The following is an 18670-nucleotide window of genomic DNA, read 5'->3' on the forward strand; positions in this document are numbered from 1 at the left end:
AGGCTGTCATGTTGGATGTCAAAACGGTGGCGCGCGAAATTGTGGCGCGCGAAGGTGGATTTGTGGACGATCCTGATGACCCAGGTGGTGCGACAAAATACGGAGTCACAATCGGCACAGCACGCAGTTTGGGGTTGGACACGGATGGCGATGGCGACGTCGATGTGGCCGACATTCGCGGACTGACACGGGCGGATGCGGAAGCGGTTTTTGTAAAACACTATTTTGAGCGACCAGGCATTGGCGCCTTGCCCGAAGTGGTGCAGGCGAGCGTGTTTGACATGTATGTCAACGCGGGGGCAAACGCGGTTAAGATCCTGCAACGTCTGTTGGGCCACATGGGACAAGAGGTGGCCGTAGACGGGCGGATAGGACCGCAGACGGCGCAGGCAACAAACGCCGCTGCAACTGTGTCGCCAAGCCACTTGAGGGATGCTTACGGGATCGCGCGGCGGAATTATTACCTGAAATTGGCGGACGCGCGGCCGAGCTTGCGCAAATTTGCACGGACCCGCAAAGGCGGCAAGGGCGGGTGGATCAAGCGGGCGGAAGAGTTCATTTTGCCAAAGTATCATTTGAGCGACGCAGAGTTTGGCCGGAGGATTGCCAAATGGGGCTGATGGGCAAGTTGTTGACCTTGGTGTTTGGCGGTGGGCGCAACGTGGTGCGCGAGACCGTTGAGGTGTTTCGCGAAAACGCGGAGGCCGGGGCGCAGCGGGCGCAGGATGTGCAAATCGCCGCGATGGATGGGTTTCAGGCAGAGTTCATTGGCGGCAGGCGCGGTTGGTTTGATCGGTTTATGGACGGGGTCAACCGGCTGCCGCGACCAGCGATGGCGTTGGGCTGTCTGGGGTTGTTTGCGGCGGCAATGGTTGATCCGGTTTGGTTCTCACAGCGGATGGCGGGCATGTCGCTGGTGCCGGAACCGTTGTGGTGGCTGTTGGGGGTGGTGGTGAGTTTCTATTTTGGGGCGCGCCATCAGACAAAGGGACAAGAGTTTCAGCGCCAGATTGCACAAACGGTGGCGCGCGTGCCGCAAGTTGTGGAGGCGATTGAAGAGGTGCGCGGGCTGGATCATGTCAATGACAGCAACGCGGCGCTTGTGGACTGGCAGCGTACGAAAACGGGGTAGTCAAAAGGCCGCAACATTGTGAAGGGCGCGGCGTGCGAAATGCATTGGCCGCGCCGCATTGCACCCCTATACAGGGAGAATGATTGTAGAGCTTGGCCATTTCGCATTGATCCTCGCAGCCGTCACCGCAATGGTGCAGGCTATTGTCCCTCTCATTGGTGCGCAAAAGCGCTGGCCCGCGTGGATGGCCGTGGCCGAACCCGCGGCGGGATTACAATTCCTGTTCACGGCCTTTGCGTTTGCCGCGCTGACTTATGCGTTTGTGACGTCGGATTTCTCGGTGGGGCTGGTGATTTCCAACTCGCACACGTTGAAACCGCTGATCTACAAAGTCAGCGGCGTTTGGGGAAATCACGAGGGTTCGATGCTGTTGTGGGTGCTGATCCTGACGCTGTTTGGGGCCTGCTTGGCGTGGTTCGGGGGCAGTTTGCCGCCGGGCATTCGCGCACGCGCTTTGGCTGTGCAAAGTGCTGTGGCCGTTGCGTTTTTCGCGTTTATTCTATTCACGTCCAACCCGTTTGACCGGGTTCTCATTCCACCATTTGACGGGCAGGATTTGAACCCGCTTTTGCAAGATGTCGGCCTCGCGCTGCACCCGCCGTTTCTGTATCTCGGCTATGTGGGGTTGAGTATGGCGTTCTCGTTTGCCATTGCCGCGTTGATTGAGGGCCGGGTTGATGCGGCTTGGGGGCGTTGGGTGCGTCCTTGGACCTTGGCTGCTTGGATTTTCCTGACCATCGGCATCGCGTTGGGCTCCTGGTGGGCTTATTACGAACTCGGTTGGGGCGGCTTCTGGTTCTGGGATCCGGTGGAGAATGCATCGTTTATGCCATGGCTTCTGGCGGGGGCCTTGTTGCACTCCGCCGTTGTGGTGGAAAAGAGAGAAAGCCTGAAAAGCTGGACGGTCCTGTTGGCGATCATGGCCTTTGGGTTTTCCTTGATCGGGACGTTCTTGGTGCGGTCTGGCGTGATCACCTCGGTGCATGCCTTTGCCAATGACCCGGAACGCGGCGTCTTTATCCTCGCAATTCTGGCCTTTTTCATGGGCGGCGGCTTGATGCTGTTCGCGGCGCGGGCCCGCCAGATGGAGGCCAAAGGGGTCTTTGCGATGATCAGCCGTGAGAGCGGGCTGGTTTTGAACAACATCCTGTTGGCGGTGGCGTGTTTCGTGGTGTTTGTCGGCACAATCTGGCCTTTGGTGAGCGAATTGTTGTTTGACCGCACACTCAGCGTTGGTGCGCCGTTCTTTAACATGGCCTTCACTCCATTCATGGTGCTTTTGGGCATCGCAATGCCGATTGGCGCGATGCTGAGCTGGAAGCGGGCCAAGCTGGACAAGGCGCTCCGACCCTTGGTGCCTGCGTTTGTGCTGGCTGTTGCTTTGGCGGGTCTTGTCTGGGCGATGCAGACCGAGCGCAGTTTGCTTGGGCCTGTTGGGTTGTTTCTTGGCGCGTGGCTTGTGTTTGGGGCGATGACTGACATTTGGACGCGCACCGGACGCGGCGATATGGCATCGCGGTTTGCACGGTTGCGGCGATTGCCGGGGGCCGATTGGGGCAAGTCGATTGCCCACGCGGGCCTTGGCGTGACGATGTTTGGCGTTGCTGGCTTGATGGCGTGGCAGCAGGAAGACATTCGCGTGGCTTATGAAGGTGAGAGCTATTCGGTGGGCGCGTATGAGTTCACGTTGCTGGACGTGCGCGATGAGCGCGGTCCGAATTATCTGACCACCAAGGCGGACATTCAGGTCACCAAAGACGGGCAGGATGTGGCGCTGTTGCAGCCTGAGAAGCGGTTTTATCCTGTCGCAGGGATGCCAACGACCGAGGCGGCGATTGATTACCGGATTATGCGGGATGTCTATTTGGCTTTGGGTGATCCGCAGGTCGATGGCGGCCACATAGTGCGCACTTATATCAAGCCATTGACCAATTGGATTTGGTTTGGCTGTTTCATGATGGCGTTGGGCGGCTGCTTTAGCCTTGTGGACCGGCGCTACCGCGTGGCGGCAGGGGCCAAATCCGCCCCTAAGGCGGGAGTTCCGGCGGAATGAAGTCCTTGAAGTGGATTTTGGCGGCGCTTGTTGTCGCTGTGGCGATACCTGCGCTGGCGGTTCAACCCGACGAGATTCTGGATGATCCGGTGTTGGAGGAACGTGCGCGCGAGATTTCGCAGGATCTGCGGTGTTTGGTGTGTCGCAATGAGAATATCGATGAGTCCAACGCTGATTTGGCGCGGGATTTGCGGGTGTTGGTGCGTGAAAGACTGGTTGCCGGAGACAGCAACGAAGCGGTCGTCGATTTTGTCGTAGATCGCTATGGCGAATATGTTTTGCTGCGCCCTCGTACGACTGGCACAAACTTGGTGCTGTATCTCGCGGGGCCGCTGATGCTGTTGTTGGCGCTTGGTGTGGCCTTCGGGTATCTGCGTGGCAGATCCAGAGCACCAGCACGAATGGAGGCCGGATTGAGCCAGACAGAGCAGGCAAGATTGGACGAAATCCTCAAAAAGTGACGCAGGGTCCGGCTGGGAGAAGTTGGATCAGAATGCGATGAGTAAGCAGGACCGGAGGGATTTATGGACTATCAGACAATTTCATACGAGGTGACGGACGGCGTTGCGGTTGTAATGCTGAACCGGCCGGATACGTATAATGCGATGACGCAGCAGATGCGGGCCGAGATCACCGACGCGGTGCTGACAGCCGGCAATGAAGCTCGGGTTCTTGTGCTGACCGGGGCCGGCAAGGCGTTTTGTTCCGGGCAGGACCTGGGAGATGCATCCAGTGCGGCAAACCTCAACCTTGAGCGCACTTTGCGCGACGAATACATGCCGATGATCCGTGCGATCCGGGAATGCAAAATTCCGTCGATCTGTGCCGTGAACGGCGCGGCCGCAGGGGCAGGGGCCAACCTTGCGCTGGCGGCAGATGTGGTGATTGCGACTGAGAGCGCCTATTTCCTGCAAGCTTTTTCGCGCATCGGTCTGATGCCGGATGCGGGCGGCACCTATGAGTTGCCGCGCGCGATGGGGGCGGCCAAGGCCATGGGCGCGGCGCTGTTTGCAGACAAGATCAGTGCGCGTCAGGCGGACCAGTGGGGTATGATCTGGGAAGCGGTCGCAGATGGCGAGTTTGAAGCCGTTTGGAAAGCACGCGCCAAGCATCTGGCAGAGGGGCCGACGTTGGCCTATGCCGAGATCAAGGCAGCTATTCAGGAAACCTGGGGCAACGACTGGACCAAGCAAATGGAACAGGAAGCCAAGCGTCAAGGTAAGTTGGGTGGCACCCGTGACTTTCAGGAAGGCGTGGTTGCGTTTCTGGACAAGCGCCCCGCGACTTACGAGGGGCGCTGATCCTTTCTCAGCGGTTTTTTAGACGATTCATAAGGGCCAGCGCCTCGGGCGTTGGCCTTTGTTCTATGCGGCGATAGACACGCCCGTCGATGGTGCGGGTCGCCAGCTTGTGGTCGATCAGAGACCGACGGACAAGCACATGGTCTCCAAAAGTCAGGCCCGGCTTCAAAATCTCGTTGACCTCTTTCTCGGACATATCCTGATTGGCGGGCATAAGCGCCCAAAAGGGCCAGAGGCAGAGGCCCTGAACCTTGGTCCATTTGGGCCACCGGATCATTCTACCCTGCGCGTCAAACACCCGTAGCGCGCGTTTAAGAGCAAGTTCGTCCAATTCAGGTGTTTTGGGCTGATCGGCCTTGAGATGTTGGTGGTTGCGATACCCTGCGGCCTTGGAAACCATTGCAAGCATGGCGGCGTGGCCAGGCAATGCGCCGGTCTCATTCAGGGATTTTCGCAAAGACTTGGTGAAGGCCGATAGATCGGCCACATAAAGAGGTGTCACGTCCTGAGACATGTGTGCATCCTTTGACAGAAGTGCCATCCCCGCAGACGGGGGTCGATGGCCGCCCTTGTCGACGGCACGAAACAAAGGTGCTGTCGAGAGTCATGTCGCAGGTTTAGCAAAGTCAGATGACCGGCGGCGCCTGGGTGAACTGCGGACCCTCAGGGATCTGTAGCGCGCGCGGTTTCTAAGCACAATAGCAACGAAAAAGGCCGCCCCCGATGGGGACGGCCTTGCAACAGGTGTCGAAACTTCAGCGGTTTTCGATGTCTGTGTAGGAGCGGGTGTCTTCACCCAGATACAGCTGACGTGGGCGACCGATTTTATGGCCCGGATCAGACAGCTGTTCTTTCCACTGCGAAATCCAACCGACGGTGCGCGACAAGGCAAAGATGGGTGTGAACATCGACGTCGGGAAGCCCATCGCCTCCAGAATGATGCCGGAGTAGAAGTCGACGTTCGGGAACAGTTTCTTGTCCTTGAAGTAGGGGTCGTTGAGCGCGATGTGCTCAAGTTCTTTGGCAACCTGCAGCAGCGGGTTGTCTTCGACGCCCATCAGTTCCAGCACTTCGTCCGCGCTTTGTTTCATCACAGTCGCGCGTGGATCCATGTTTTTGTAAACACGGTGGCCAAAGCCCATCAGACGGAAGGGGTCTTCTTTGTCTTTGGCGCGCTTGATGTATTCAGGGATGCGATCGACGGACCCGATTTCCTTGAGCATCTCGAGACACGCTTGGTTGGCGCCACCGTGCGCAGGGCCCCAAAGGCAAGCGATGCCGGCCGCGATACATGCGAATGGGTTCGCACCGGAAGAAGATGCCAGACGCACAGTCGAGGTCGAGGCGTTTTGCTCGTGATCGGCATGCAGCGTGAAGATCCGGTCCATGGCGCGCGCCAAGATCGGGTTCACTTCGTACTCTTCAGCAGGCACAGCGAAGCACATGCGCAGGAAGTTGGATGCGTAATCCAGATCGTTGCGCGGATACACGAACGGCTGGCCGATGGTGTATTTATAGGCCATCGCGGCGATGGTTGGCATCTTGGCAATCAGGCGGTGAGACGCGATTTCACGCTGGCGCGGATCGTTGATGTCGGTGGAGTCGTGATAGAACGCCGACATGGCGCCAACAACGCCGGTCATGATCGCCATCGGGTGCGCGTCACGGCGGAAGCCGCGGAAGAAGTTCACCATCTGCTCATGCAACATTGTGTGATGCGTGATGGTATGCTCGAACTTTTCCAGTTCGGCGGCGGTTGGCAACGTCCCGTAAAGCAGCAGGTAGCAGACTTCGAGATAGTGTGATTTCTCGGCCAGATCGCCAATCGGATAGCCACGGTGAGTCAGGATGCCGGCCTCACCGTCGATATACGTGATCGTCGAATCGCAGGATGCGGTGGAGGTGAAACCTGGGTCGTAGGTGAAAACGCCAGCCTGACCATAGAGCTTGCGGATGTCCAATACGTCCGGCCCGGAGGTGGGCGAGTAGATTGGCAAGTCGAACGCCGCGCCGTCAATTGTTAGCGTTGCAGTTTTCTGAGTCTCAGACATCGCTGTATTCCTTTTCTTCATGCGCACGACTGGCAAGCCGTGGCTGTGTCCCTGCCAGTGCCAGGGGTCACGTGTCGCGACCGCCAGTTTTGGCGCCATGTGTGTTTGGCATGCGCTTGGCGCGGTGCAGTTGCGCGCGGCTCGCCCATTGTTCTAAGTGCCTGCGTGGCGTTTTCAGCGGTCCGGCGTCACAACTTGATCTTGATCTCGTCATTTCGCGGATCCGCATCGCCCAAGCGTAAAAAGTGGCCCGCCAGGCGGCTGCAAGCGTCTTGCGCGTTGAGCTAACATTTTGCAGGTGCGGCGTCAATTCGTTCAGTATACAAAGGGATACCATCGCGGCAAAGTGACAGATTGTACGGGTGCCAGACCGGGGACGTAGACTCAGGCTATACCATTGTTTTATATGATATATTTGAGAATGATTGGATGTAGCTCGGCTGCGGCTACCTGTCCTGCGTAGAAATACGGTATCCGGCAATTGCTGAACGATGGCTGATGAATGAGAACAATTTGAACGGTTCATTGCAGCAGTGCAGCACGGCAAGCTGAGCGCCACACGATCAGTGGCGGAAATGTGAAGGCGGCGGCGGCGATGGAAACATCTGGAGGCCACCTTTTAACCTTTCGGTAATCATCGCTGCATAACCTGATAATTGTTTTAAGTTTTTATTCAAAGGCCACCAGTTTGCATGTGATCCGAAGTTTCAGGATCGCCGTTCTGGAGCAGCAAGGGCATCTGTTTAATTGGGTACCTGTCTGTTTGGGCGGTGGAATCGGGACATATTTTCTTCTGCGGTTTGATCCCCCTGTGGCGCAGCTTTGGCTGTTTGCGGCTATAGCAGCGAGCGGCGCGGTGATTGCGCGTGGACGGGAAATTGATTTTGCGGCGGTGATATGGTGCGCGACATTGATTGTGACGGGGTTCACGATGGCCGGTGTGCGGACGCAAAGCGTGGCAGAACCGGTGTTGGCGTTTCGGTACTATGGCCCGATTGAGGGTCGGGTTGTTGGGTTGGATCGATCGGCATCTGGCGCGGTTCGAGTGACGTTGACCGAGGTTGTGCTGGAGAACGTGGCGCCAAGCAGAACTCCGTTCAAAGTGCGGGTGTCGTTGCACGCGCGGGAGGAAGGCGCGACACCTCAGCCTGGAATGATTGTGGGCACAACCGGGCACTTGTCGCCGCCGGCGGGACCGGTGGAGCCAGGCGGATTTGATTTTCAGAGGCACGCATGGTTTCAGAAGTTGGGCGCCATTGGTTACAGCCGAACACCACTGGTTAATTTGAGCAAGTCAGGTGAACACGCGGCGGTTCTGGCGTTGCGGATGCGCCTGTCGCGCGCAATTCAGGCGCGCATGCCAACAAAGGTCGCGGGCTTTGCGGCTGCAGTGACAACCGGTGATCGCTCGGCAATCTCCCAAGATGTGCTGGAGGCATTGCGCGTCGCCAATCTGGCGCATCTGTTGGCGATTTCCGGCCTACATATGGGTTTGCTGGCGGCGTTTGTATTTGGTGCGGTCCGCGTTGGTGTGGCCGTGGTTCCGCCATTGGCGGTGCGCCTGAACGGTAAAAAGGCCGCAGCGATAATCGCATTGGCCGCATCGGGGGCGTATCTCGTTATTTCCGGCGGCAGTGTGTCGACCCAGCGGGCCTTTGTGATGACTGCGGTAATGTTGACTGCGATCTTGCTTGATCGGCGCGCGCTTAGCTTGCGAGCGGTGGCGGTGGCGGCGACAATTGTGTTGCTGCTGCGCCCTGAGGCCCTTTTGGGGCCGGGGTTTCAGATGTCATTTTCTGCAACAACCGCCCTTGTGGCGGTGTTTGGCGGGCTACGTGACCGTGAGATCCCCTTGGGTCCAAGGTGGTTCCGTCCGGTGAGCGCATTGTTTGTGTCGTCATTGGTGGCCGGATTGGCGACCGCGCCGTTTGCAGCCATGCATTTCAACCACTTGGCGCACTACGGCTTGCCGGCCAACCTTTTGTCAGTGCCGGTTATGGGCACGGTCGTGGTCCCGGCGGCGGTTGTTGCAGGCGTGCTGAGCGTGGTGGGGTTGGAAGGCGTGCCATTGTGGGTCATGGCGCAGGGATTGGGGTGGATACAGGATGTCGCTGTCTTTTTCAGCTCACTTAATGGCGCGCGCAGTTTTGTTGTCACACCTGGGGATTGGGTTCTGCCGTTGGTGGCAATCGGCGCCCTGTGGGTGATCCTTTGGCGCAGGCCGTCGCGGTGGGGTGGCATCGGCGGGTTGGTTTTGGCAGGAATCATATGGAGCCAAACCGAGCGTCCAGATATTCTAATTTCTGACACTGGTGGCTTGGTCGGGCTGATGACCAGTGAAGGGCGGGCTTTGTCAAAGCCTCGCGGGAATGGTTTTGCTGCCCGCAGCTGGTTAGAAAATGACGGCAGCAAGCGAGATCAGGAAGCCGCGGCAAGCCATTGGGAAGATACGGAAAAAGGTTTGTCCATTATGCGCTTTTCAAGCCAGGGACGTTTGATCCACGTGTCGGGCAAGCGCGCCATGTCCGCGTTTGAGGGATGCAAGCATGGGGACATTCTGGTCACCAATCAGAGAACAGACACGCGTTGGGCATGCCAGACATTTGACCCTGAAAGCCTCCGCAAACTTGGATCGGTGGCGATCCAAGTTGCCCCTTCCGGCTACAAAGTGATCAGCGCGCGTCAAATCAGCGGGCAGCGTCTGTGGCACGCGACGCTGCCAAAACTTGATCAGTAGGTACGAATCAATCCGACCAGTTTGCCCTGAACTTTGACTTTATCCTCTGGATAAACACGGGTTTCATAGGCCGGGTTGGCGGCCTCCAGGGCGATGGACGTGCCGTTGTGGTGAAACTTTTTCAACGTCGCTTCCTGATCCTCGACCAGTGCCACGACGATGTCGCCGTTGTCGGCGGTTGTTGTTTCGGCGATAATGACAATGTCACCATCGTTGATACCCGCGTCGATCATAGAGTCGCCTTTGACTTCAAGCGCATAGTGGCTTGAGCCAGGGGTCAGCATCTGTCCAGGAACCGCAACGTGATGGTCCACATGGCTGATCGCTTCTATTGGAACACCGGCGGCGATCTTGCCCATAACCGGCAATTCACGTGCGTGCATTTGGATCCGTTCCGACGCCAGATTCGCAGGCTTCGCAGGAGAAGGGTGGGGACCGTCGATGACCTTGGGCTGAAAGCCCGCCACCGTGGGCGCGCCGCCCATGCTTTCAGGCAGTTTTACGATCTCGATTGCGCGGGCGCGGTGGGCCAGACGGCGGATGAAACCACGTTCTTCAAGTGCAGTGATTAGCCGGTGAATACCGGATTTCGAACGCAAATCGAGTGCGTCTTTCATTTCGTCAAAACTGGGTGGCACACCGTCACGCTGTAGACGGGTGTGAATGAACTCCAGAAGATCGAGCTGCTTTTTGGTTAACATGGGACTGCTCCCCCTTGTGTTTGACCCGGGCCGGTTTTGCCTTAGAAGGACCGCGCTTAGAGTGAGCGGATCCTGTGGTTAATTACCTTTGTTCTATTCATGTTCTTGTTTTGTGTCAAAACTTTTTGTGAACATAGCAGAAACATACGCGGAGGAAGTTGCCCGAGATTATGCATAACTTGTTGTAAAGTTAAAAGAATCTAGATCGGAAGGTACTGGACTTTGGCGCCCATTGGCAGGGCCTCGGCGTGCGGCGGGGCAACAAGAAGCGCATTGGCAGTGCTCAGAATGGTTAACAAGCTGCTGTCCTGATTGGTGAAAATGCGGATATTGCCGTTCTCGACACTGGCGCGCATGTAGTGCTGACGTGGACCGTTGGACGGCAAGTCGTGAGAGAGGCGCGCGGTCTGTTGTGGGGAGGCGGTCCGTCCAAGGCCAAGCATGGCGCGGATGACCGGCAACACAAATACCTGACCACAGACAAGCGCGGAGACCGGATTGCCAGGCAGGCCGATCATCATGGAGCCATTGGTCAGCGTCCCAGCCATCAGCGGTTTGCCCGGGCGCATGGCGATTTTGTAGAAACTGCGATGCATGCCGAGACTTGCCGCGACGGCGCCGACCAGATCGTGATCGCCAACCGAGGCACCGCCGATGGTGATCAGCAAATCAGCGTCGTCACTTAGGGAAAAAGCGGTTTGCAGCGAGCTTTCGGTGTCTCGGGCAATAGGCAAGAGCCGCACGTCGCATCCTGCATCGCGCAACATGGCGTGAAGGCCAAAGGAGTTGGACGCGATAATCTGATCCGGACCGGGGGCTTCGCCGGGCATCACCAACTCGTCGCCAGTTGCCATGATCGCAATGCGTGGGCGGCGGGTGACGGTGACCTCTGCAATGTTCATTGCGGCCATCAGCGCAATGTCATTGGGCCGTAAAAGTTTTGGTGCATCAATGGTTTGACCGGTTTTGAAATCGCCGCCGGCGGGGCGAATATTGGTGCCGCTGCCAAGGCGATCGGTGATCGTGATTGTGTCGCCGTGGCGGTCAATGTCTTCTTGGATGACGACGTGGCCCGCGCCAGCCGGCACTGGCGCCCCCGTAAAGATGCGAACGGCCTGACCAGCAGAAATCGTTCCGTCAAAAGCGTGGCCTGCGGCGGCTTCGCCTACCACAGCGTAGGATGCGCCCGGCGCAACGCCTTCGGCGCTGACGGCATAACCATCCATGGCCGAGGCCGAAAACGGTGGCTGATCGCGGGTAGCTGCAACCGGTTGCGCAAGTACGCGGCCGTTGGCCTGTGCCAAAGGGATGGTTTCGGTTGGCATTTGTTTGGTGAGCAAAAAGAGTTGGTCGAGCGCCTCTGAAACGGAAATCATTTGGCTTCGAACCGCCCGGATTTTCCGCCATCCTTTAAGATCACACGGATGCCGCCAATTTCCATTTCTTTGTCCACGGCTTTGGACATGTCATAAACGGTGAGAGCTGCGACGTTGACTGCGGTCAACGCCTCCATCTCGACCCCCGTTTGGCCTGTGGTTTTCACTGTGGCCTCGATGCGCACACCGGGCAGGCTGGCGTCGGGTGTCAATTCCACCGCGACCTTGGTAATCGGCAGAGGATGACAGAGCGGAATGAGGTCTGAACACTTCTTGGCACCCATGATACCGGCAAGGCGGGCAACACCTAGAACGTCGCCCTTTTTGGCGCGACCTTCGGCAATGATTTCATAGGTTTGTTTCGCCATCTTCACCCAACCCTCGGCGGTGGCGACACGCGAGGTTACGGCCTTTTCAGAGACGTCCACCATATGGGCGTCGCCTTTGCCGTCAAAATGGGTCAAGCCACTCATTACAGGGCTCCTGTGGTCAACGGATTGGCGAGCAGCGTGCGGGTTGCTGTCGCGACATCGTCTTGGCGCATCAAGCTTTCGCCGATCAGGAATGTGCGCGCGCCATAGCGCGCCATATCAGCCAGTTCCGAAGGCGTGTTCAGGCCGCTTTCGCAAACAATCAAACGGTCCGCAGGCACTTGTTTGGACAGGATGCGTGTGGTGTCGAGCGTCGTCTCAAAAGTTTTGAGGTTGCGGTTGTTGATGCCCATAAGTGAGGATTTCAAATGACTTGCGCGCTCCAGCTCCTCGGCGTCATGGACTTCGAGCAGAACATCCATGTTCCAGCCAAATGCTGCGTCTTCGAGTTCTTGTGCTTGCGCGTCGCTGACGCTTGCGAGGATGATCAGGATGCAGTCAGCCCCAAGCGCGCGGGCTTCTGCCACTTGATAGGTGTCATACATAAAGTCCTTGCGCAGTGCAGGCAGATTGGTCGCCGCACGTGCCTGCGTCAGAAAGGACTTATCCCCCTGAAAACTAGGCGTATCCGTCAGTACCGACAGACAACTAGCGCCGCCGTCTTCATAGGCTTTCGCAAGCTCCGGTGGATTGAAATCTTCGCGGATCAAGCCTTTGGAAGGGCTGGCTTTTTTGACCTCGGCAATCAGACCATACCCGGTTCGCGATGCTTTGTGCAGTGCATCCGCAAAGCCGCGTGTCGGGCCGGCTTCGCGGGCTTCGGCTTCCACCGCCTCGAGCGGTTTTGCGGCTTTGTCTGCGGCCACTTCTTCGAGTTTGTAGGCTTTGATTTTGTCCAGAACGGTTTCGGTCATGCGTCAGTCCAGTTAATTGGCGGCTCTCCACGGTTGGAAAGCCACGTATTGATGCGTGAAAACGGCTTTGACCCAAAGAAGCCGCGACGCGCCGACAAAGGCGAAGGGTGTGCGGTTTCGATCATCAGGTGCCCGTTTTCAGGGTTGGTGCCATCTTTAGGCGATGTGATGTGCGGCGCAAGGCTTTGTGCCTGTTTCCCCCATAGGACAAAAGCACAGGGTTTGGCCGAGCTGGCAGCCAGTACCTGATGTGCGAGGCGTTGCCAGCCGAGGGTCTTGTGGCCGTTGGCTTCGCCTGCGGGAACGGTGAGAACGGTGTTGAGCAACAAGACACCCTGATCTGCCCAGAACCGGAGGTCGCCTGTCATCGGGGCTGAGCCGATATCGTCGATCATCTCTTTGTAGATGTTGTTGAGCGAACGGGGCAGAGGTTTGACGTGTGGAGCCACCGAGAAAGACAGGCCGTGCGCGTGGCCTGGCGTCGGGTAGGGGTCCTGACCGAGGATGACCACCCGGACCTTAGTGAGCGGGGTGCGTTCAAGGGCAGCAAAGACCTGATCTGAGGGCGGAAGAATGTCGCGGGTGTCATTCTGGAACTGCGTGGCAATTGCGGGCAGGTCTTGCGCAAAGAAAGGAAGGCCTGCCCAGTCGCCGAGATTGGCGGTGGATAGGTTCATGCTGCGGAAGTGATGGCAGCGAGGCCTTCGACTTTGGATTTTGCGGCGCCGGAATCGATGCTTTCACGAGCCTTTTCAACGCCTTCTCGCAGGTCGCTTGCGGCATCGGCCACAACAAGTGCAGCCGCCGTATTCAACAGAACAGCGTCGCGGTACGCGGAGTCTGCCCCGTCCAGAAGGGCGCGGAAGGCATTGGCGTTGTCCTCCGGTGTGCCGCCGACGATGGCCTCAAACGGATGAACGGGCAGGCCAGCATCCTCAGGGTGAAGTTCCACGTCTTTGATGCTTCCGTCAGCTTCTAGTGCCGACACCCAGCTGACGCCGGTGATGGTCAGCTCGTCTGTGCCGTCCGAGCCATGTACCAACCAAGCGCGTTCTGATCCAAGTTTGCCGAGGGTTTCCGCCATCGGGCGGATCAGGTCACGTGTGAAGGCGCCGGTCAGTTGACGTTTCACACCCGCCGGATTGGTTAGCGGGCCGAGAATGTTGAAGATCGTGCGGGTGCCAAGTTCGGCACGCGTCGGCATCACATGCGCAATTGCCGGGTGGTGCATGGGGGCCATCATGAAAGCAATGCCGCAGGTTTTCAGTGCCTTTTCAACCACATCAGGACCAACCATCACGTTGATTCCCATCTGGGTTTGCACGTCGGCCGTGCCAGATTTTGAGCTGAGGTTGCGATTGCCATGTTTGGCGACAGGCACGCCTGCACCAGCTGTCACAAAGGCTGTCGCAGTGGAGATATTCAGCGTGTGTTTGCCATCACCACCTGTGCCGACGATGTCGATCGCACCTTCTGGCGCATTGACCGCGTTGCATTTGGCGCGCATCACAGCGGCGGCGGCGGCGTATTCATCCACAGTTTCGCCCCGGGTCCGTAGCGCCATAAGAAGTCCGCCGATCTGGCTTGGCGTAGCTTCGCCTTCGAAAAGAATCGCAAATGCGGCCTCGGCCTCTTCGCGAGTGAGTGGGCGTTCGGCGGCGGCACCGATCAGTGGTTTGATTGCATCGTTCATGCGGCTGCCCCTTTGGTTTGCGGCATCGTGTCGAGGAAATTTTGCAGCATCTTGTGGCCGTGCTCGGACGCGATGGATTCGGGGTGGAATTGCACGCCTTGCATTGGCAACTCGCGGTGTTGGAAGCCCATGATGGTGCCGTTTTCGAGCTCGGCGGTGATTTCAAGGCACTCTGGTAGCGTTTCGCGGTCTACCACCAATGAGTGATAGCGCGTGGCCTCAAATGGAGTGGGAAGACCGGCAAAAAGGCCTTTGCCCGTGTGGTGCATCGTGCCCATTTTGCCATGCACGATCTCGTCACAGCGCACAACCTTGCCACCAAATGCCTGTCCGATGGTCTGATGGCCCAGACAGACCCCCAATAAAGGTATGCGGGTTTCGGCGGCAGCCTCAGTCAGAGCAAGGCAAATGCCGGCTTGGTCCGGGTCACATGGGCCGGGAGAGAGCAAAATGCCGGCCGGATTCATGGCCATCGCGTCCTGCACGCTCAAAGCATCGTTGCGCCAGACCTGTACGTCAGCCCCAAGTTCGCCCAGATAGTGAACGAGGTTGTAGGTAAAGCTGTCGTAGTTATCGATTAGGAGCAACATGTTGCATCTTCCGTTACTGTTTTGCGAAACAGGGTGGAGGCCGAGGCCATGGTCGCGGTATACATGTTCAGGCTTGGGCAAAAGGGTCAAGGGGGGCACAGGCATGAAACCTCCTGAGAGACCCAAAGAGCACGGGTAGAACGAAGAAAGAAATTAGGGGGCAACGGGCATGATGCGCGGAGTATTGTCAGGGTTCATCTGGGGTGTCGTGGTCGTCGGCGGTGTGCTGGCGGTGGCGTCTTTGTTGGCGCCCTTGCCGGCGACGGTGTCGCCACAGACCGAAGCGGCGGCAGGCACTGAGGGACAAACCAACGGCGAGGCGGCCAATGCGCCGGTGGCTGGCGGTGTTACCGATGCCGACGTCAGCGATGCAGCCAGCGCGGACGTTGCTGAGCCAGCCGGTGAAGATCAACCCGTTCTGAGCAGCACGGACTCGGCACCCAAGCCAGAAACCAGTGAGGCAGAAACCAGCTTGCAGGCGCCGGATGTCTCGCAAGACGGCGGTGCATTGGCGGTGGAAGGCGACAGTCCGGTGCTGCCCAACCCGCAGGCACCAAGCCCGGATGCGCCGACCCAAGACACAGAGTTGTCCATTTCAGTGACCCCACCGCAACCGCAGGCGCCGGTTGAAGGGGAGAGCAGTGCTTTCCCGACCGGACAGCAAGACAATGATGGGGCGCTGTCGGTGACAGAACCTGCACCGACGCCTGAAGCTGAAGATGTAACGCCGCAGGCGGAGGAAATCGCAGAAGACGGGTCCTCGGGAGAAGAGCAAACGTCGATGCTCAAGCCCGCTGGCGAGTTAGGCGAGAGTTTTGCGCAGCGCACATCAACACGACTTCCAAGTGTTGGCGATGAAGCGGAAGATACCGCACAAACGCCTGGAGGGAATTCCTCTAAGCCCATTGTTGAAAACGCGCAACCGTTTGAAAACGTGGGGGGAAAGCCGGTCATGTCGATTGTCCTGATTGACGAAGGCAAGCCGGTCAATCTAGAAGCTCTGGCTGGATTTCCATATCCGCTAAGCATCGCGGTTTCGACGCTGGATCCGGATGTTGCGGCCAAGGCGGCACAGTACCGATCCCAGGGCATGGAAGTCTTGGCAATGATTGACATGCCAGCGGGCGCCGGGGCGTCGGATGTTGAAGTCGCGATGCAGGCACATTTGTCGGTGTCAGATGATTTTGTCGGCATCATGGAAGGTGTGGGTGACGGGCTGCAGGGGGCCAAGGTGGTCAGCGATCAGGTCGCTGATGTGGCGCTCAATGAGGGCTATGGACTGGTGCTGTTCTCACAAGGTTTGAACACGGCGCAGAAGCTGGCGGCCAAAGAGGGCGTGCCTTCGGCCAGCGTGTTCCGTGACTTTGATGGCAAGGGGCAAACCACAGTTGTGATCCGGCGGTTCCTTGATCAGGCGGCGTTCAAGGCGCCACAGGAAAGTGGGGTCGTGATGGTGGGCCGTTTGCGTGAAGAAACGATTTCAGCGCTGGTGCTTTGGGGGCTGCAAGACCGCGCGGGCACCGTGGCGCTTGCGCCGGTGTCGGTGGCGTTGACCAGCCAAAACTAGGCCAAATTGCCTGTCAGCAACGCGACGGTATCGCGTCAGTATTGCGTCGGTCCCATTTTTTGGGGTCGACGTTGCGTTTCAATTGGCAATTTTGCGCATTCCGAGTGTCGCTCTGTTAGGCTGATCCGCATTTAGGGGAAGGAGCACGCGATGCCAATTGCCGATCTGAACGGGGCGAAAATCCATTACACAGATACCGGAGGGGACGGCGATGCCGTTGTGTTCAGCCACGGCTTGCTGCATCACGGCGGTATGTTCGCTGCGCAAGTGGACCATCTAAAAGATCGCTTTCGCGTGATCACGTTTGATCATCGCGGGCAGGGGCAGAGCGGCGTCACCGACGACGGCTATGACATGGACACTTTAAGTGAAGATGCGGCGACTTTGATTGCGCACCTTGGCATTGGGCCGTGTCATTTTGTCGGACTGTCCATGGGCGGATTTGTTGGGATGCGGCTGGCGGCGCGGCGTCCGGAGTTGCTGCGAAGCCTGACATTGCTGAACACCTCATCCGAAGCTGAACCGTCGTCCAACCGGCCAAAGTATGCGCTGATGACGTTTTGTGCGCGGTGGCTGGGGTTGGGATCTGTGGTTGGCAGTGCAATGCAGTCGATGTTTGGTCAGACGTTTTTGAAAGATCGTGCGAGGGCGGAAGAGCGCGCGTTTTGGCGCAAGTCAATGAAGTCTGGTGACCGGATCGGGATCACGCGGGCGGTGACAGCAGTGTTTGCACGCGAGGGCTGCGACGCGTTGCTGGGGCAGATTGACCTGCCAGTCGGCGTCGGCGCGGGCGAGGAAGATGTTGCAACCGTGCCCGCCAAATCGGAACGCATTCAGGCGGGCATCACGGGCGCGCAGTTGACCGTTTTCAAAGGCGCGGGACATTCCAGCACAATCGAAACGCCCGATCAGGTGAATGCCCTAATCGAGCAGACAATATTGCGCGCCAGCGGCTAGGCCAGAGACTTCAGCAATGATTGGGACGGATCACCTGTGGGGTCCAACCCGAGGCTGCGCTGATAATCCGCAATCGCCGCGCGCGATTTTGGACCGAGAACCCCGTCAGCGCCGCCGGTGTCAAAGCCGCGCGCTGTCAGACGCGATTGCAGCGCGATGCGGTCATCTTTGGTCAAGCCGAATTTATCCGGCGGGAAGGCGGTGCGCAGAGGGCCCGCGCCGCCGATACGGTCTGCCAAATGGCCCACGCCAATCGCATAGCTGTCGGAGTTGTTGTAGCGCTTGATGGCGTTGAAATTGCCGGTGACGGCAAAACGCGGGCCACCGGTTTGGGGTTGGATCACGCGAGATGCGCTTTCGCCTGCGCGCAATTCGCGACCCCATTTTGTGCCGCGCGACCAGCCGTTGCGTTGCAGATAGGCGGCGGTTGAGGCGAGAGAGTCAGAGGGGTCGTCTGACCAGATGTCGCGGCGGCCGTCGCCGGTGTAGTCAACGGCGAAGGCCTGATAGCTGGTGGGGATAAATTGGGTGTGGCCCATGGCGCCAGCCCAGCTGCCGGTCATGCGAGCCGGAGTAATGTCGCCGTTTTGCAGGATTTTCAGCGCGGCGATCAGTTGTTTTTCATAAAAGCTCCCACGCCGCCCATCAAAGGCCAATGTCGAGGTGGCAGAGATCACAGGAATGTCGCCTTTGCGGTCGCCGTAGTAGCTTTCTAATCCCCAAATGGCGCAGATGATTTCTGCGTCAACGCCGTAAGATTGTTCAAGCTTTTGCAGGGTGCTTTGGTGGCGTGAAAACGCGGCGCGGCCTTTGGTGACACGTTCGTCGGAGGCGGCGATGGACAGGTAATCTTCTAGTGTTCGGGTGAATTCGGTTTGGTTGCGGTCGCGTTTGATGACGCCGGGCAAATAGCCGGTGTCACGGAAAGCGGCGTTCAGCGTGGATTCGGTGATGCCTTGCGACAGGGCGCGGCCTCGGAAGCTGGCCATCCACGCAGCATAATCACGGTTGAGTTGTGGTTGCAGGTCGGCGGGCAGAGCGGTTGGTGTCGGTGGACGCGCCCTCGACGTTGTCTGCAACGTGCTGTTACAGGCGGAAAGCGCGAGGGCGGATAGGCCCAAAGCGAAATTGCGACGCGAGATACTCATGAATACTGCCCTTGTTTGCCAAGATGTGTTGGCACCAGTTTGGCAGGTATTGGCCAGAGGGGCGAGGGGGAAACGGTGT

Annotated in this window: 18 protein-coding genes; 8 read left to right on the top strand and 10 right to left on the bottom strand. The window is 58.2% G+C overall.

The features are described 5' to 3' along the window. The first annotated feature begins 8 nt into the window (after window positions 1-8). The 5 genes from SHIM_RS03010 to SHIM_RS03030 all read left to right on the top strand — a co-directional run bounded on the left by SHIM_RS03010 (window position 9) and on the right by SHIM_RS03030 (window position 4486). Window positions 9-620, top strand: a complete 612-nt coding sequence (locus SHIM_RS03010) for a holin-associated N-acetylmuramidase (protein ID WP_054001151.1) — start codon at window positions 9-11, stop codon at window positions 618-620. Next, the gene (locus SHIM_RS03015; RefSeq protein WP_054001152.1) at window positions 611-1132 is read left to right on the top strand and encodes a holin family protein; all 522 of its coding nucleotides are present in this window, start codon (window positions 611-613) and stop codon (window positions 1130-1132) included. The genes SHIM_RS03010 and SHIM_RS03015 overlap by 10 nt, the downstream gene beginning before the upstream one ends. A gap of 79 nt (window positions 1133-1211) precedes the next feature. Continuing rightward, a complete protein-coding gene (locus tag SHIM_RS03020; RefSeq protein WP_054001153.1) occupies window positions 1212-3185 on the top strand; it encodes a heme lyase CcmF/NrfE family subunit in 1974 nt (657 codons plus the stop codon). Next, complete coding sequence (locus tag SHIM_RS03025) at window positions 3182-3646, top strand: cytochrome c-type biogenesis protein (protein WP_054001154.1); 465 nt, start codon at window positions 3182-3184, stop codon at window positions 3644-3646. Before SHIM_RS03020 ends, SHIM_RS03025 begins: the two co-directional genes overlap by 4 nt. A gap of 63 nt (window positions 3647-3709) precedes the next feature. Next, window positions 3710-4486, top strand: coding sequence for an enoyl-CoA hydratase-related protein (locus SHIM_RS03030; RefSeq protein ID WP_054001155.1), 777 nt, complete (start codon window positions 3710-3712; stop codon window positions 4484-4486). A gap of 7 nt (window positions 4487-4493) precedes the next feature. Here SHIM_RS03030 and SHIM_RS03035 read toward each other — a convergent pair whose 3' ends face one another. Both SHIM_RS03035 and gltA read right to left on the bottom strand, forming a co-directional pair. Continuing rightward, a complete protein-coding gene (locus SHIM_RS03035; protein WP_054001945.1) occupies window positions 4494-5000 on the bottom strand; it encodes a DUF2087 domain-containing protein in 507 nt (168 codons plus the stop codon). Window positions 5001-5241: 241 nt separating this feature from the next. Further along, window positions 5242-6537 carry a citrate synthase gene (gene gltA / locus SHIM_RS03040; protein WP_054001156.1) on the bottom strand — a complete coding sequence of 432 codons (1296 nt, stop codon included), beginning with the start codon at window positions 6535-6537 and terminating at the stop codon, window positions 5242-5244. Between the two features lie 811 nt (window positions 6538-7348). On the opposite strand from gltA, the gene SHIM_RS03045 reads away from it, so the two are divergent. Further along, window positions 7349-9274, top strand: a complete 1926-nt coding sequence (locus SHIM_RS03045) for a ComEC/Rec2 family competence protein (RefSeq protein WP_241488776.1) — start codon at window positions 7349-7351, stop codon at window positions 9272-9274. On the opposite strand, the gene lexA is transcribed toward SHIM_RS03045, so the two are convergent. The 7 genes from lexA to SHIM_RS03080 all read right to left on the bottom strand — a co-directional run bounded on the left by lexA (window position 9268) and on the right by SHIM_RS03080 (window position 14919). Continuing rightward, entirely contained in the window at window positions 9268-9975 is a 708-nt protein-coding gene (gene lexA / locus SHIM_RS03050; protein WP_054001158.1) for a transcriptional repressor LexA, read from the bottom strand. The two genes, SHIM_RS03045 and lexA, sit on opposite strands and share 7 nt — an antisense overlap. Window positions 9976-10175: 200 nt before the next feature. After that, window positions 10176-11351, bottom strand: a complete 1176-nt coding sequence (locus SHIM_RS03055; protein ID WP_054001159.1) for a molybdopterin molybdotransferase MoeA — start codon at window positions 11349-11351, stop codon at window positions 10176-10178. Continuing rightward, complete coding sequence (moaC, locus tag SHIM_RS03060) at window positions 11348-11824, bottom strand: cyclic pyranopterin monophosphate synthase MoaC (protein WP_054001160.1); 477 nt, start codon at window positions 11822-11824, stop codon at window positions 11348-11350. The genes SHIM_RS03055 and moaC overlap by 4 nt, the downstream gene beginning before the upstream one ends. Beyond that, window positions 11824-12636, bottom strand: coding sequence for an indole-3-glycerol phosphate synthase TrpC (trpC, locus tag SHIM_RS03065; RefSeq protein WP_054001161.1), 813 nt, complete (start codon window positions 12634-12636; stop codon window positions 11824-11826). The genes moaC and trpC overlap by 1 nt, the downstream gene beginning before the upstream one ends. Then, on the bottom strand, window positions 12633-13313 hold the full coding sequence (locus SHIM_RS03070; RefSeq protein ID WP_054001162.1) for a uracil-DNA glycosylase: 681 nt from the start codon (window positions 13311-13313) through the stop codon (window positions 12633-12635). Before SHIM_RS03070 ends, trpC begins: the two co-directional genes overlap by 4 nt. Beyond that, entirely contained in the window at window positions 13310-14329 is a 1020-nt protein-coding gene (gene trpD / locus SHIM_RS03075) for an anthranilate phosphoribosyltransferase (RefSeq protein WP_054001163.1), read from the bottom strand. The genes SHIM_RS03070 and trpD overlap by 4 nt, the downstream gene beginning before the upstream one ends. Continuing rightward, window positions 14326-14919, bottom strand: coding sequence for an anthranilate synthase component II (locus tag SHIM_RS03080; protein WP_054001164.1), 594 nt, complete (start codon window positions 14917-14919; stop codon window positions 14326-14328). Before SHIM_RS03080 ends, trpD begins: the two co-directional genes overlap by 4 nt. Before the next feature lie 169 nt (window positions 14920-15088). Between SHIM_RS03080 and SHIM_RS03085 the strand changes: the two genes are divergently transcribed. After that, the gene (locus SHIM_RS03085; RefSeq protein ID WP_054001165.1) at window positions 15089-16486 is read left to right on the top strand and encodes a divergent polysaccharide deacteylase family protein; all 1398 of its coding nucleotides are present in this window, start codon (window positions 15089-15091) and stop codon (window positions 16484-16486) included. Window positions 16487-16636: 150 nt separating this feature from the next. After that, window positions 16637-17443, top strand: a complete 807-nt coding sequence (locus SHIM_RS03090; RefSeq protein WP_054001166.1) for an alpha/beta fold hydrolase — start codon at window positions 16637-16639, stop codon at window positions 17441-17443. On the opposite strand, the gene SHIM_RS03095 is transcribed toward SHIM_RS03090, so the two are convergent. Continuing rightward, entirely contained in the window at window positions 17440-18591 is a 1152-nt protein-coding gene (locus SHIM_RS03095) for a lytic murein transglycosylase (RefSeq protein ID WP_054001167.1), read from the bottom strand. The two genes, SHIM_RS03090 and SHIM_RS03095, sit on opposite strands and share 4 nt — an antisense overlap. Between the last annotated feature and the right edge of the window lie 79 nt (window positions 18592-18670).

The sequence above is a fragment of the Shimia sp. SK013 genome, assembly GCF_001292625.1.
Classification (GTDB): Bacteria; Pseudomonadota; Alphaproteobacteria; order Rhodobacterales; family Rhodobacteraceae; genus Shimia.